This is a genomic window from Catellatospora sp. NPDC049609, from assembly GCF_040675365.1.
In the GTDB taxonomy this organism is placed as follows: Bacteria; Actinomycetota; Actinomycetes; order Mycobacteriales; family Micromonosporaceae; genus Catellatospora.
Map to the genome: position 1 here is coordinate 17,266 of NZ_JBFAOU010000005.1, position 13,936 is coordinate 31,201.

15 protein-coding genes are annotated in these 13,936 nt (G+C 74.4%); 10 read left to right on the forward strand and 5 right to left on the reverse strand.

Annotated elements, in window-relative coordinates:
• The first annotated feature begins 49 nt into the window (after positions 1 to 49).
• From AB0J67_RS02355 to AB0J67_RS02365, 3 genes are all read left to right on the forward strand, one after another.
• Positions 50 to 508 (forward strand): DUF5709 domain-containing protein, encoded by a 459-nt coding sequence (locus tag AB0J67_RS02355; RefSeq protein ID WP_363475378.1) that lies wholly within the window; start codon positions 50 to 52, stop codon positions 506 to 508.
• 152 nt (positions 509 to 660) lie between these two features.
• Positions 661 to 1,131: a 2Fe-2S iron-sulfur cluster-binding protein gene (locus AB0J67_RS02360; protein WP_363475380.1), complete on the forward strand. Its 471-nt coding sequence runs from the start codon at positions 661 to 663 to the stop codon at positions 1,129 to 1,131.
• Positions 1,128 to 3,332 (forward strand): molybdopterin cofactor-binding domain-containing protein, encoded by a 2,205-nt coding sequence (locus tag AB0J67_RS02365; RefSeq protein WP_363475382.1) that lies wholly within the window; start codon positions 1,128 to 1,130, stop codon positions 3,330 to 3,332. Before AB0J67_RS02360 ends, AB0J67_RS02365 begins: the two co-directional genes overlap by 4 nt.
• A gap of 30 nt (positions 3,333 to 3,362) precedes the next feature.
• On the opposite strand, the gene AB0J67_RS02370 is transcribed toward AB0J67_RS02365, so the two are convergent.
• From AB0J67_RS02370 to AB0J67_RS02380, 3 genes are all read right to left on the reverse strand, one after another.
• Entirely contained in the window at positions 3,363 to 5,378 is a 2,016-nt protein-coding gene (locus tag AB0J67_RS02370) for an FAD-dependent oxidoreductase (protein ID WP_363475384.1), read from the reverse strand.
• 100 nt (positions 5,379 to 5,478) lie between these two features.
• On the reverse strand, positions 5,479 to 6,123 hold the full coding sequence (locus AB0J67_RS02375) for a response regulator transcription factor (protein WP_363475386.1): 645 nt from the start codon (positions 6,121 to 6,123) through the stop codon (positions 5,479 to 5,481).
• Complete coding sequence (locus AB0J67_RS02380; RefSeq protein WP_363475388.1) at positions 6,120 to 7,292, reverse strand: histidine kinase; 1,173 nt, start codon at positions 7,290 to 7,292, stop codon at positions 6,120 to 6,122. Before AB0J67_RS02380 ends, AB0J67_RS02375 begins: the two co-directional genes overlap by 4 nt.
• 143 nt (positions 7,293 to 7,435) lie before the next feature.
• Between AB0J67_RS02380 and AB0J67_RS02385 the strand changes: the two genes are divergently transcribed.
• The 6 genes from AB0J67_RS02385 (at position 7,436) to AB0J67_RS02410 (ending at position 12,391) form a co-directional block, all read left to right on the forward strand.
• Positions 7,436 to 8,191, forward strand: coding sequence for an ABC transporter ATP-binding protein (locus tag AB0J67_RS02385; protein ID WP_363475390.1), 756 nt, complete (start codon positions 7,436 to 7,438; stop codon positions 8,189 to 8,191).
• Entirely contained in the window at positions 8,188 to 10,731 is a 2,544-nt protein-coding gene (locus AB0J67_RS02390) for an ABC transporter permease (RefSeq protein WP_363475392.1), read from the forward strand. The genes AB0J67_RS02385 and AB0J67_RS02390 overlap by 4 nt, the downstream gene beginning before the upstream one ends.
• 49 nt (positions 10,732 to 10,780) lie before the next feature.
• Positions 10,781 to 11,056 (forward strand): dsRBD fold-containing protein, encoded by a 276-nt coding sequence (locus AB0J67_RS02395; RefSeq protein ID WP_363475394.1) that lies wholly within the window; start codon positions 10,781 to 10,783, stop codon positions 11,054 to 11,056.
• A gap of 58 nt (positions 11,057 to 11,114) precedes the next feature.
• Positions 11,115 to 11,420 (forward strand): DUF427 domain-containing protein, encoded by a 306-nt coding sequence (locus tag AB0J67_RS02400; RefSeq protein ID WP_363475396.1) that lies wholly within the window; start codon positions 11,115 to 11,117, stop codon positions 11,418 to 11,420.
• Between the two features lie 79 nt (positions 11,421 to 11,499).
• The gene (locus AB0J67_RS02405; RefSeq protein ID WP_363475398.1) at positions 11,500 to 11,970 is read left to right on the forward strand and encodes an SRPBCC family protein; all 471 of its coding nucleotides are present in this window, start codon (positions 11,500 to 11,502) and stop codon (positions 11,968 to 11,970) included.
• A 142-nt stretch (positions 11,971 to 12,112) separates the two neighbouring features.
• Complete coding sequence (locus AB0J67_RS02410) at positions 12,113 to 12,391, forward strand: DUF4193 family protein (RefSeq protein WP_363475399.1); 279 nt, start codon at positions 12,113 to 12,115, stop codon at positions 12,389 to 12,391.
• An 81-nt stretch (positions 12,392 to 12,472) separates the two neighbouring features.
• Here AB0J67_RS02410 and AB0J67_RS02415 read toward each other — a convergent pair whose 3' ends face one another.
• Positions 12,473 to 12,868 (reverse strand): DUF948 domain-containing protein, encoded by a 396-nt coding sequence (locus AB0J67_RS02415; protein WP_363475401.1) that lies wholly within the window; start codon positions 12,866 to 12,868, stop codon positions 12,473 to 12,475.
• A 2-nt stretch (positions 12,869 to 12,870) separates the two neighbouring features.
• Positions 12,871 to 13,242: a hypothetical protein gene (locus AB0J67_RS02420; RefSeq protein WP_363475403.1), complete on the reverse strand. Its 372-nt coding sequence runs from the start codon at positions 13,240 to 13,242 to the stop codon at positions 12,871 to 12,873.
• A gap of 302 nt (positions 13,243 to 13,544) precedes the next feature.
• On the opposite strand from AB0J67_RS02420, the gene AB0J67_RS02425 reads away from it, so the two are divergent.
• Complete coding sequence (locus AB0J67_RS02425; protein WP_363475405.1) at positions 13,545 to 13,922, forward strand: TraR/DksA C4-type zinc finger protein; 378 nt, start codon at positions 13,545 to 13,547, stop codon at positions 13,920 to 13,922.
• Positions 13,923 to 13,936 lie beyond the last annotated feature (14 nt).

The following is a 13,936-nucleotide window of genomic DNA, read 5'->3' on the forward strand; positions in this document are numbered from 1 at the left end:
CGCTAAGCTGGCCTATACCGGCGACGCCAGCTTCAGCCAGGAGGGGCGCATGAGCCAGGACGGGATAGACGGCATCGGCGAGTGGGATGCGGTGGAGGACGACGGCGTGCTCGACGCCTCCGACACGCTCGACGACGATCGGGTGACCGATCCACTCGACACGGGCGTGGTCGCGGCCGACCGCTGGACCGCGGCGAACCGCTACGGCACCACGCCCGCCGAGGCGCTGGCCGGCGAGTCCCTGGAGCAGCATCTCGCGGCGGAGGAGCCGGACGTCGACCCGTACGCCGAGGAGGCCGAGGACGAGGACGACCTGATCCGCCGCGGGTACGAGCAGGAGCCGCGCACCGGCCGGCTGGTGGCCGACGACCAGGGCTTCGGCGTGGACGACCAGCCCGACGCGGTGGCCTGGGACGTGGGGATCGACGGTGGCGGCGCCAGCGCCGAGGAGGCCGCGATGCACGTGGTCGACGACCCCGACGGCCCGGGCGACGGCCCGCTGCTCTGACGACGAGATTCGCCGCGCGGTGACGCGGCATCCTCCCGCCGTCCGGGATGGACACGGTGGTCGTGCCACTCCCGGCTGCCTACACTGCTCCGTATGCTGAGCCTCCCCCATCGGCCGTCGCCGGCGCTGCGCGTGATCGAGAAGCGAACCTGATGCGGCTGCTGGTGAACGGGCGGCAGCACACCGTCGAACACGCCGACGAGCCGCTGGTGTGGGTGCTCCGCGACGAGCTCGGCCTGATCGGCACCCGGTACGGCTGCGGCATCGGAGCCTGCGGCTGCTGCACCGTCCTGCTGGCCGGCGAGCCGGTGCGAAGCTGCCAGCTCACTGCCGCCGAGGTCGGCGACCGGCCCGTCGTGACGCTGGAGGGCCTGGCCGAACGAGGCGCCGACGGCACAGTCACCCTGCATCCGGTGCAGCAGGCGTTCGTGGAGAACCCGCTGCAGTGCGGCTGGTGCCTGCCCGGTCACGTGCTGACCGCCGTCGCGCTGCTGGCCCGCGATCCCGACCCGGACGAGGCCGCGATCGCCGAGGCGGCACGGCCCAACCTCTGCCGCTGCGGCGGATACAACACGATCAAGGCGGCGGTCGCCCGCGCCGCCGAGCTGGCGCGCGAGCCATGACCGACGCTCCCGCCGGCGACCCGCCGGGCAGCGGCCCTGGACGCTGGCGGGTCACCCGCCGCCGCCTGCTGATCGGGGCGGGGGCGACGTTCGGCTCGCTGCTCGTGGGCGCGCCGCTCGCCATCGAGTACGGCCGCCCGACACTGGCCGAGTGGATGCTGGAGCGAGGCACCGGGCCGGCCGAGATCCCCGAGTCGTCGCTGGTGTGGTTCGAGCTGACCGGCGCAGGCATCACCCTGCACGTGCCCAAGATCGAGATGGGCCAGGGCATCCACACGGCGCTGGCCCAGGTGGCCGCCGAGGAGCTGCGGGTGCGGCCGGACCAGCTGACCGTGGTGCAGGCAGACGCCGGGCGGGGGTTCCCGCTCGCGGCGATGTTCACCTTCGGGTCCACTTCGGTGGCATCGCTGTACACCCCGATCCGCGAGGCGGCCGCCACCGTGCACGCGATGCTGGCGATCGAGGCGGCCCGGCAGCTCGGCGTCGACCCGGCGAGCCTCACCGCGGTCGACGCCAGGTTCCTGGTCACCGGCACCCAGCGGCAGCTCGCCTACACCGACGTGATCAGCGCGCACACCGGCCCGTGGCAGGAGCCCGCGGAGCAGCCGGCGCTGCGCCCGGCCGGCGAGTTCACCAGCATCGGCAGCTCCGCACCCCGCGTCGACATCAGAGCCAAGCTGCTCGGGGAGGCGGTCTACGGCTACGACGCCCGGGTCCCCGGCATGAGCTACGGCGCGTTCGCCGTGCCGCCCCGGTTCGGCGCCGAGCTGCTCAGCGCCGCACCGGGCGACGCCGCGGGCATGCCCGGCGTGCAGCAGGTGGTGATCGACGTGCCGGCGGGCTTCGCCGGAGTCGTCGCCGACACCAGGACGCGGGCCTGGGCCGCGGTCGCGGCACTTCAACTGCGCTGGAGCGAGGGCACCCGGGTCGGCGACCGCGAGCTGGAACAGCAGGTCACCGCAGGGGCCGGGGTGGTGCTGCGCCGGGACGGCTCGATCCGGGGCGCCCTCGGGCAGGGCCGGATCGTGGAGGCGGAGTACCGTACGCCGCTCGCCGCGCACGCCCATCTCGAACCGCTCGCGGCGCTGGCCGCGGTGGAGCCGGGACCGGCCGGGAAGGTGGAGGTCTGGGTGCCCACCCAGAGCCCGGAGTCGGTGACGAAGGACCTGCACGCCGCGTTCGGGGAGGACCGGGCGGTGGTCGTCCACGTCACCCTGCTCGGCGGGTCGTTCGGGCGCAAGGGCGGCCAGCATCTCGGCGTCGAGGCGGCGCGGCTGTCGGCCGCCGCGGGCCGGCCGGTGCACGTCGGCTGGACCCGTGAAACCGACCTGCGGCAGGCCTTCTACCGACCGCCGACGCACACCAGGATGCGCGGCTCGGTCGGGCCGGACGGCCGGATCCGGGGCGTCGAGCAGCGCAGCGCCGCCGGCGACATCATCTGGGCCGTGGCCGGGCTGCCCGAGCCGGTGCGCAGCCTGATCGGGTTCGATCCGGGCGGCCTGCTCGGCCTGTTCCTGCCGTACGACCTGCCCGCCTACCGGCTGGTGAACCGCCGCGAGCAGCTGCCGGTGCCGACCGGGCCGTGGCGGGGCCTGGGCCTGATGCCCAACACGTTCGCGCTGGAGAGCTTCCTCGACGAGCTGGCCGAGGCCGCGGGAGCGGACCCGCTGGCCTTCCGGCTGGCCCACCTGAGCGACAGCAGCGACGACGGGCGGCGGCTGCGGGGCGTGCTGCAGACCGCGGCGCGGATGGCGCGCTGGGATGAGCCGCTGCCGGCGGGCCGGGGGCGGGGCATCGCGTGCTCCGGCGACGTCGGCACCGTGGTCGCGATGGTCGCCGAGGTCGACCTGTCGGGCGGGCGGCTGCGGGTCACCGGCGTGGACGTGGCGGTCGACTGCGGGCTGGTCGTCAACCCGGCCGGGGCGAAGCTGCAGGCCCAGGGCTCGGTCGTGATGGGACTCAGCTCCACGCTGTGCGAGCGGCTGCGGGTCCACGACGGACAGGTCGTGTCCGACAACTTCGACACGTACCCGATCCTGGAGATGGCCGACACGCCGCCGATCCGGGTGGCGTTCGTCGGCGGCGGGCAGACGCCGCACGGGATGGGCGAACCGGTGGTCGGCCCGGTGCCCGCCGCGGTGGCCAACGCGGTCCGGGCCGCGGGCGGACCACGGTTGCGCAGCCTGCCGCTGCGACCGTGACCACCGGCGGCCCGTCCCCGAGCCGGCCGGTCAGATCCGCACGAAGCGCGCCGCGTCGGCGACGACGTAGCCGTCGGTGGCCTCGGTGCGGATCAGCACGCTCGCGCCCGTGGGCGACGACCCGGCGGGCAGCGTGAAGGTGCCCAGCGACACCCACTGCCCGCCCCCGCTGCGCTGGTCGACCGTCCGGGTGGTGACCGTGCCGCCCGCGCACACGTCCACCGGCACGTTGCCCGCCCGGTTGGCGTGCGAGGTCCACCGCAGGAACACCTGGTAGCTGCCCGCGGCGGGGATCGTCGGGGTGAACCGCAGCCGGCTGACGCCCTTGTTGGCGTTGTCGTCGTGCTCGTAGTCGGGACCCCAGTAGCCGCCGACCGACGTGGAGCGCAGCCACACGCCCGCCCGGGTCACCCCGGCCGACGTCGAGCTGTCCACGATGATCTCGCCGGGGGTGGTCAATGGCCAGCTCAGCAGCTGCCCGTCGGCGCGCAGCCGGGCCTGCAGGGTCGCGATCGGCACCTGCTGCACCCCCGACCCGGCCGCGATCGCCAGGTGCGCGGCGGTGGCCGCGGACTGGGCGAGGATCATGAACACCGGCTCCATCCGGATCGACCCGTACGCGATGTGGCTGGCCGACAGGCACACCGGCACCAGCAGGTTCGTGCACTGCGACGCGTGCGGCACGATGGAGCGGTAGCTGATCGGGTAGGGCTGCGGCACGCCGACCTGCACGTCGCCCTCGTTCTTCAGCGCGCCCGAGACGACGACGCGCTGGCAGTTGTGCGAGTCCATGGTGTAGCTGGCCAGCCCGACCGAGTCGGCGGGCACCCGGCTGCTGCGGCAGTCCGCCTCGGTCATCACGTAGGCCGAGACCATCCGCCGCGCCTCGCGGATGTAGAGCTGGGTGGGCCAGCCGCCGTTGCCGGTGAACTCGTCGGGGGCCAGCCCCCACGAGGCGGTGGCGCTGCGGATCGACGCGGGCAGCCGCGGGTCGTTGGCCAGGAACCACAGCAGGCCCTGCTGGTAGACGCGGTGCTCCTCGATGATCGCGGCCCGCGCGGCGTGGGAGGCGGTGGGGTAGGCGTAGTTGGCGCCGATGAAGTCGGTCGAGAAGGCACCGTCGTTGTTGGAGTCGGTCTTGCCGCCGCCCACCGCGGGCGTGTTGAAGAACGGACCGGTGTAGCCCGCCTGCACGTAGCGCGCCAGCGGCTCGTACCGGATCGCGTCGTACCCGCTCGGCCTGGCGAACGGGATCCGGTTGGCCGCCTGGGTCAGGCACATCCGGAAGTTGTACGCCTGGATCCGGGCGTCACCGCTGCCGGTGGGCGCGACCGGGGTGGCCGAGATGCCCGGCAGCAGCCCGCTGGCCGGGTTGCCCGCTGTGACGTACGGGTCGACGACCCGGTTGAACTGGTGCCCGCTGCGCACCTGCACCCCGTTGAGGGTCTCGCCGTGGACGCTGTTGGCCTCGCGGCCCGCGGTCCAGCCGACGCCCGCCGCCGCCATCAGGTCGCCCTCGTAGGTCGCGTCGACGTACATCGGGGCCCGGAACACCTGCCCGCTGTCGCAGGCCAGCTCCGTGATCCGGGCAGCCGTCTTGACCACGCCGGTCAGCCGGGTGTCCAGGTAGACCGGCACGCCCGCCTCGGCGAGCAGGTCGTCGAAGACCGCGGCCGCGACATGCGGCTCGAACGTGAACCGGGCGGGCGAGGTCGGGGTGACCGGGGTGCCGTGGTACTTCGCGTACACCCGCCGGTAGAACTCCCCGGCCAGCCCGCCGATGGCGGCCTTGACGCCGCTGTCGGTCATGCCCAGCCCGCCGGTGGACAGGCCGCCCACGTGCCTGCCCGGCTCGACGATCAGTGCGGTGCGGCCCAGCCGCCGCGCGGTCACCGCGGCGGCGATACCGGCCGACGTCGCGCCGTAGACGACCAGGTCGGCGGTGACGACGGCGGCCGCGAGGGCGGGCAGCGGCAGCGCCGGGGTCGCGGCGACCACCAGGGTCGCGGTGCCCAGGCGCAGGACGTGGCGGCGGGTGTACGGCATGAGGGGCTCCAGCTCGACAGTCGACCGGTGGAGGAGCGCGCCGCCGCACCTGACCACCAAGGATCATGCTCATCCCGATCGATGTCAACCCTGCCGGGTGCTAGCCGACCAGGCGGCGCTCCCAGGCCCACGCGGCGATCTCGACGCGGTTGCGGGCGCCGAGCTTGGTCTGCACGCTGCCCAGGTGGGTCTTGACCGTGCCCAGCGAGATGAACAGCTGCGCGGCGATCTCGGCGTTGGTCAGGCCGCGCGCGGTCAGCTTGACGACGTCCAGCTCCCGTGGGGACAGTCCCTGGTCGTCGGCGGCGCGGCCGGGCAGCAGCGGGGTGAGGTGCTCCAGCAGCCGCACCGTGATCGACGGGCTGATCAGGGAGTCGCCCGACGCGGCCGCGCGGACCGCCTCGACTAGCAGCGCGGGTCCGGAGTCCTTCAGCAGGAACCCGCAGGCGCCGTTGCGCAGCGCGGCGTGCACGTACTCGTCCAGGTCGAACGTGGTCACCACCACCACCTTGGGCGGATCGGCGACGCCGGGCCCGGCGAGCTGCCGCAGCGCCTCGATGCCGTCGAGCCGGGGCATCCGGATGTCCATCAGGGCCACGTCGGGCCGCAGCCGCCGAGCCAGCTCGACCGCCTCCACGCCGTCGGCGGCCTCGCCGACCACCTCCATGTCCGGCTGCGCGCCCAGGATCATGCCGAAGCCGGTGCGGACCATGGCCTGGTCGTCGGCGATCAGCACCCGGATCACGGGGTCCCCCTGCCGGTCAGCGGCATGGCCGCGTCGAGCAGCCAGCCCCGCTCGATGCCGGGGCCCGCGTTGATCCAGCCGCCGACCGCCCGGACCCGCTCCCCCAGGCCGACCAGGCCGTAGCCGCCGTGCTCGCCGGCCGGGCGCGGCGGCGCGCCGTCGTCGGCGACCCGGACGAACAGCCAGCCGGAGGTGCGGCGCACCGACACGTCCACCACCCGGGCCTGCACCGCGTGCCGGCGTACGTTCGTCAGCGCCTCCATGACCACCCGGTAGGCGCTGGTGGACACCTCCACCGGCAGCCCGTCCAGCCCGCCGTCCAGGTGCAGCCGGGCCGTCGCCGGGCTCGACCGGTTGAACCCGTCCAGCAGCGGCGCCAGGTCGGCGGCCCCGGCCAGCGGGGCCAGCGGCGCCTCCGGCTCGCGCAGCACGGCCACCATGCGCCGCATCGACGCCATCGTCTCGGCACCGGCCCGCTCGATCTGCTCCAGCGCGGCCAGCGCCCGCTGCGGGTCCTGCTCGCCGACGTACCGGGCGCCCTGCGCCTGCACGATGATGCCGGTCACATGGTGGGCGATGAAGTCGTGCAGGTCGCGGGCGAACTCGGCGCGCTGGGCGGCGCGGACCTCGTCCAGCGCCCGCTGCCGTCCGGTGTCGAGCATGCGCAGGTAGGTGCCCGCGGTCACCGCGGCCGCCGCCGTGATCGCCAGGAGCAACCCGAAGATCACGAATATGTAGTGGGTGCCGCTGCGCAGTGGCAGCAGGACGACGGCCGCACCGACCCCGAGCACCGCCCACGGCGCCATCCGCGCCGGGGCCCGGCGTGCCGTCACGTAGAGCAACCCGAGCAGGCCGGCGGTCTCGGCGAGGCCCCAGCTGTCGGACGTGCCGGCGTAGGAAAGGCCGAGCAGCAGCGACAGGCCGCTGAGCGCCAGCGACGCCGCGGCGGCCAGCAGGGCCAGCCGCGCCAGATGGGCCGACCCCGGCCGGTACGGGTACAGCCAGACCGCGGCCACCGCCATGGCCAGCAGCACCCGCGCCAGGCCCAGCAGCGGACCCGAGTGGAGCAGGCCGTGGTACACGTCGAACAGGCCGAGCGCGGCCAGCCCGGCGAGGGCGGCCAGCCGGCTGAGGAACAACCACCAGGGGAGCAGGGGGGACGTCGTCATCGTCACCCAGCGTAGCCAGTGACCGGGCGACGCCGGATCGGCCGAAAGTCATAGCCGCCCGGCGGCGAACCTTGCCGTCGGCCGATGCGCGCCCGGTGCGCCGCCCGGAAGGCTCTGCGGATACGAAACGCCCTGGAGGACATGTGAGTACGCAGCAACCCGCGGCCCGGCTCTACGCGACGGCGGCGGTCGACCTGGTCAAGGTCTACGGCGGCGGCGACACGGCGGTGCACGCCCTGGACGGGGTCACCGTCGGTTTCACCCGCGCCGAGTTCACCGCGATCATGGGCCCGTCCGGGTCGGGCAAGTCGACCCTGATGCACTGCCTGGCCGGCCTGGACACGGCGACCTCGGGCCAGGCCCTGCTCGGCGGCACCGACCTCACCCGCCTCGACGACCGGCTGCTGACCAAGGCGCGGCGGGAGCGGATCGGGTTCGTCTTCCAGTCCTTCAACCTGCTGCCGCAGCTGACCGCGGCGCAGAACATCACCCTGCCGCTGGACCTGGCCGGGCGGCGGCCCGACGCCGAGCTGCTCGACTACCTGGTCACCGCGCTGGGGCTCGCCGACCGGCTGGGCCACCGGCCCGGCGAGCTGTCCGGTGGCCAGCAGCAGCGGGTGGCGCTGGCCCGGGCGCTGGTGTCGCGGCCGGAGGTGGTCTTCGCCGACGAGCCGACGGGCAACCTCGACTCGTGGTCCGGCGCGCAGGTGCTGGGGCTGCTGCGCGACGCGGTCCGCGACCTCGGCCAGACGGTGGTCATGGTGACCCACGACCCGAACGCCGCCGCGTACGCCGACCGGGTCGTGCTGCTGGCCGACGGCCGGGTCGCCGGTGAGCTGGACCGGCCGGAGCGCGGCGCGATCGTCGAGGCGCTGCAGCAGCAGGCGGTCATGCGATGAGCATGACGGTGCTGCGTACCCAGCTCGCCGGGGTGGCCCGGCGCCCGGCCCGGCTGCTGCTGACCGGTCTGGCCGTGCTGGTCGCGTCGTTCGTGGTCTTCGCCACGGTGCTGGCGCAGCAGATCACGGAGCGGACCATGCTCGCGAACCTGAGCGGGACGCCCGAGCAGGCAGCGTTCGTGGTGGGCGGCGACGCGACGCCGACCGGCCGGGACCTGACCCGGATCCGGGCCCTGCCCGGCGTGGCCGAGGCGGTCGGGCGGTTCCAGACCTCGGTGCAGCTCGGCGCGGCCACGAGCAGCCCGTACCTGGAGGTGACGGCCGACCCGGGCGCGGGGCCGCTGGCGCTGACCCGGGTCGTGGCGGGACGGTTCCCGCAGGCGCCGCACGAGATCGCGGTGACACCGCGCACCGTGGACCGGCTGGGCCTGCCCGTCGGCGCCGTGGTGAGCGCCCGGACCGGCCCGGACGCCGCGCCGATCGGGCTCACCGTGACCGGCGTCGTCGAGGCGGCGTACGACTTCGGCGCGCAGGCGTACGCCCGCGAGGACACCGTGGTCGCCCTCTCGCCCGCGGGGCCGGGCGGGCGAATCGAGGTGCGCCTGGCCGACGGCGCCGCCGCGACCGAGGTGCGGCAGCGGATCCAGGCCGCGCTGGACGCCGCGCCGCGACCGGCGGACTCGCGGGTGCCGGGCGTCACCGCCGGAGCGGACGTACGCGCCGAGGAGGCGCAGCGGGAGCTGGACGAGATCACGACGATCTTCGCACTGGTCGGCATGTTCGTCGCGATCGCCGTGGCCGCGGCCGCGCTGGTGGCCGCCTCCACGTTCCGGATCGTGTTCGCCCAGCGCACCCGGCAGCTCGCGCTGCTGCGGGCGGTCGGCGCCGGGCGGGGCGGGATCAGCCGGGCGCTGGCCGCCGAGGGGGCGCTCACCGGCCTGGCCGCGGGCGCGGTGGGCGTGCTGGCCGCGCTCGCGGTCGGCCACGGCGTGCCGCCGGTGCTGGGCTGGTTCGGGGTGCAGGTGTCCGGCCCAGGTGTCCCGTGGGACGCCGCGCTGCTGGTGGTCGGCGGCGCCGCGCTGGTCACCGTCGGGGCGGTGCTGGCCCCGGCGTACTCCGCCGCCCGGGTCGCGCCCCTGGCCGCGCTGCGGGCGGCGCAGGCTGCCCCGGCCCGGACCGGCATCGGCACGGCCCGCCTGGTGGGCGGCCTGGTGCCGGCCGCCGGGGCGGTGCTGGCGGCGCTGCTGGTCGTGAGCCGGCTGCCCGGCCGCGACACCGACGACTACGACCGCAATCCGCTGCTGCTGGGCATCGTCGCCTCCGGCACGCTGCTGTTCCTCGCCCTGATGCTGCTCGGGCCGCTGCTGGTCCGGCCGCTGCTGCGGGTGGTCGGCTGGCCGCTGCGCCGCCTCGGCCCGGTCGGGCGGCTGGCCGTCGGCGGCATCGGCGGGGCGCCGCGCCGGGCCGCCGCGATCTCGACCGTCGTCGCCCTGGGCGTGACCCTCATCGCAGGGGTGCTGGTGGGCAGCGCGTCGGTGCAGGCCCTGGTCGACCGGGAGATGGCTCTGGCCGTGCCGGCCGACTACGAGGTGACCGCGGGTGAGCAGCCCATCGCCGCCGCGGTCGTGGACGAGGTCCGCGCCAGGACCGAGCTGGCCCACGTGACGGCGTACCGGAGGCTGGGCGAGCTGCGCGTCGACGGCGACCGCGCGAACACGTACGACGCCAACGACCTGGACCTGGCGGCGCTGCCGACGCTGGGCGGGCTCGACGTCGCCTCGGGTTCGCTCGCCGACGCCGGGGCGGGCCGGGTCGTCCTGTCCGGGCACGTCGCCGAGGCGCTCGGCAAGCGGGCCGGCGACCAGCTCACCCTGACCCGGGGCGACCGCACGGTCCAGGTCCGGGTCGCCGCGGTCCTGCCCGGCTGGGTGCCGCTGTTCTCGGCCCTGGTCGCCGACCCGGCCGACCTGGACCGGCTCGGCGCGCCCGCGGGCTACTCCGGCATCCTCGCCGACGCGGCCGTGGCGGGCGAGGACGGCCGCACGGCCGGGCAGCAGGCGCTGCGCCGGATCGGCGACGGCGCCGGCGGGCTCGGGCTGGCCGTGCTGGCCGACGAGGGTGACGAGCAGCAGAGCCTGCTCGACGCGCTGCTCGGGATCGCGCTGGGCCTGGTCGGCCTGACCGTGCTGATCGCGGTCGTGGGCGTCGGCACCACCACGGCGCTGTCGGTGGTCGAACGGGCCGGTGAGTCCGGCATGCTGCGCGCCGTCGGCCTCTCCCGGGCCGGGCTGCGGATCATGCTCACCACCGAGTCCGCCCTGTACGGCGTGCTCGGCGCGACCCTCGGGCTGCTGCTCGGCGTGCCGTACGCCTGGCTGGCGGTGCGGGCGCTCGGCATCGGCGCACCGGTGGCGCTGCCCGTGCTGCCCCTGGTCGGCGTGTTCGCCGCGCTGGTCGTGTGCACCGCGCTGGCCGGGATGCTGCCGGCCCGCCGGGCGTCGCGGGTCAGCCCGGTGGCCGCGCTCGGCACCGGCGACTGACCGGCTACCTGCCGAGGCAGAATGTAATGGGTGCCCCAGGAGGTGGACGATGCCGAAGAAGACGCGCTGGATCATCGACCTGGACATCGAGGAGGTCCAGGAGGAGCGCCGCACACACGCGGTGGCGACGCTGCGCCGCGACGGGACGAGCCTGGAGGGCACCGGCACCGCCCACCGGCATCCGCACGACCTGGATCTGGCGCGCGTCGGCGATGATCTTGCCGCCGCGCGCGCCCTGGTCGAGCTCGCCGGCCTGCTGCAGACCGACGCGGGGCAGGTCCTGGAGAAGTTCGGCGCGGCGCGGACGCCGCTGCCCGAGGGCTGATCCGCGCACCGCCGCGAGCCTTGGTGAGGCTGGATTGGCATCGGCGCGCAGGAGAGCCGTGTGGCAGGGTGCGGTGCTGGCCGACAGCGCGGACCTGGTCGCCCGCGACGGCGTCGTGTACTTCCCGCCGGACGCGGTGGACTGGCGATACCTGCAGCGCAGCGCCAAGCGGACCTGGTGCCCGTGGAAGGGGCGCGCCCGCTACTACACCGTGGCCGTGGGCGACGCCGTCGGGCGCGATGCGGCCTGGACGTATCCGCGCCCGTGGCCGTGGTCCGGCGGGCTCAGGGGCAGGGTGGCGTTCGGCCCGCCCATCATGATCGACGTACCGCCGCCCGCAGGGATGAAGCCCCGACCGGCATGACCGCGGGGCCGCCGTGCCCAGTTTGAAAGCGCACATATCGGGTATCGGGCTATGGGCCTGATTTGCGAGGAGGCGTTTGATGAGCACGGTGACAGAGTCCGTAGACGTCCACGTACCCGTCCGTACGGCGTACAACCAGTGGACCCAGTTCGAGTCGTTCCCCAACTTCATGAAGGGCGTGGAGTCGGTACGCCAGATCGACGACACCCACAGCCACTGGGTGGTCAACGTGGCCGGGGCGACACGGGAGTTCGACACCGAGATCACCGAGCAGCATCCGGACGAGCGGATCGCGTGGAAGAGCACGAGTGGGGAGACCGAGCACGCCGGCGTGGTCACGTTCCATCGCCTGGGCGCATCCGACACGCGGGTGACGGTGCAGCTCGACTGGGAGCCCGAGGGCTTCGTGGAGAACGTCGGCAGCGCGATCGGGGCCGACAGCCGGCAGGTCAAGGCCGACGCGCAGCGGTTCAAGGAGTTCATCGAACACCGCGGCGGCGAGACCGGCGCCTGGCGCGGAGAGGTGGAGACGCCCGAGAAGCGCGGGTGACGCCGCGCCGTGGCGGGCCACCGCTTGCGGTACATCCGTCGCGTCCACACCGAAACGCCGCCCGAAGCGGCGGCCCATACGGCAGTATGACCTCGGCGTGGCACGGCTCCAAGCACGATGGCGCTGAGGGAGAAGGGATCTGATGGGCAACGCAGACTACGACGCACCGCGCTCGCAGGCGGCCGAAGAGGACAGCCTGGAGGAACTGCGTGCCCGGCGCGATGCGCCCAATACCGCCGCGGTGGACGTCGAGGAACCCGAGTCCTTCGACCTGCCCGGCGCCGAGCAGCTCGACGAGGAACTCACCGTCCCCGTCATACCGATGCGAGCGGACGAGTTCCGGTGCTCGCGATGTTTCCTGGTCCACCACCACAGCCAGCGCGCCGTGGCCGGAGAGGACGTCTGCCGCGACTGCGCCTGAGCACCACGGGGGCTCCGGCCGGCGCCCCTACGACCATGACAGCACGGCCGGGCCGGGGCGAGCCCCGGCCCGGCCGTGCTGTCATCGGCGGCTCTGCGCCGCCAGCGCCCGCCGCACCCCGAACGCCAGCGTCGCCGCCTTGCCCAGCGGGGTCGTGGACGCGCCGGTGACGGCAGTCATGATCTTGGCGACGTTGGCCGCCGCGCCCGCCAGCGGCGCGGTGACGGAGTCGATCCGCACCAGCTGGACGTTGACCCCGTCGATGGTCGTCTGGACCTGCTCCACGGCGGTGTTGACACCCTCGACAGTCGTGTTGACGTTGTCGAGCAGCGGGCCCGTCTTGGCCGTCACCTCACGGACCATGACGGTGGTCGCATCGATCGTGTGACGCAGCCGCAGGATCGGCACGGCCAGCAGCAGCACGAGCATCGCGAACGCGCCCGCAGCCACCAGCGCGGCGATCTCCAACCCCGACACGGCTACTTCGCCGCGCTCGAACGCCGGCCCAGCAACCAGCCGACCAGCAGCAGACCGGCCGCCGCGGCGTAGGGCTTCGGGTTGCGGCGGACCCCGTCCAGCATCTCGCGTCCCACCGCCTGCCACTCCGCGCCGCTGCGCGGCAGCCGCTCGCCGACCGCGGAAAGCGCGGCCCCGGCGGCGTCGCGGGCGGTCACGGCGGACTGCGCCACCGCGTCCTTCGCCTCACCGGCCTTACCGGCCACGTCGTGCCCGGCGGCGACCATGACCTGCTTGACGTCGGCCGCCTTCGCGGCGATCGCGGCGCCCGCGTCCGCGGCACCGTTCACCACGCCATCGGCGCCGACGACGACATCGTTTGCCTTGCTCGGCATCACCGTCTCCCTCCACTTGCGGATTGCTGGCGCGCCGATACCCGAGAACGCCGCCGGTAATCCGGCGCAGGTCACCGCTCGCGTCCGGGTGGGCGTTCCGGACGCCCCGCGACGAGGCGCCCGAGGTGGGCGGTCGCGACACCAGGGCGATGTCGCACGGTGTTTCTTCGTCGACTACATCGACTTGGCAGGTACGGTCTCAGGTCTCACGTCGCCACGGCGTCCCGGCTGGTCGGGATCGCCGCGGCCGGTGAGCCCGGCCGTCGAGGGACACGGCCGTCTACGGCACGAGGAGGACTCCCATGACGTCTGTCGACGACGGGCTGGCACTGGACCTGGACCAGGTCGCCACGTTGCTGCGCCAGCGGTACGAGCAGACCGTCGAGCAGCTCCGGGTGCAGGCGGACGAAACGCGCAACCTGCGCCAGACGGCGCGGCAGGAGCCGGGCGACGTGGCCGACGCGGGTTCGCTGATCAGCGACGCCGCCCAGCACGACATCGTCACGGCCGCGCTGACCGAGCAGGCCGAGCGCCTGTCGGCGGCGCTGCAGCGGCTGCAGGACGGATCGTTCGGCGTGTGCCGCAAGTGCGGCCGGCAGATCGCACCCGCGCGCATGGAGATCATGCCGTGGGCCACCCACTGCATCGCCTGCCAGCAAGCTGCCGAGCGGGGTCGCTGACAAGCGGTACGGCA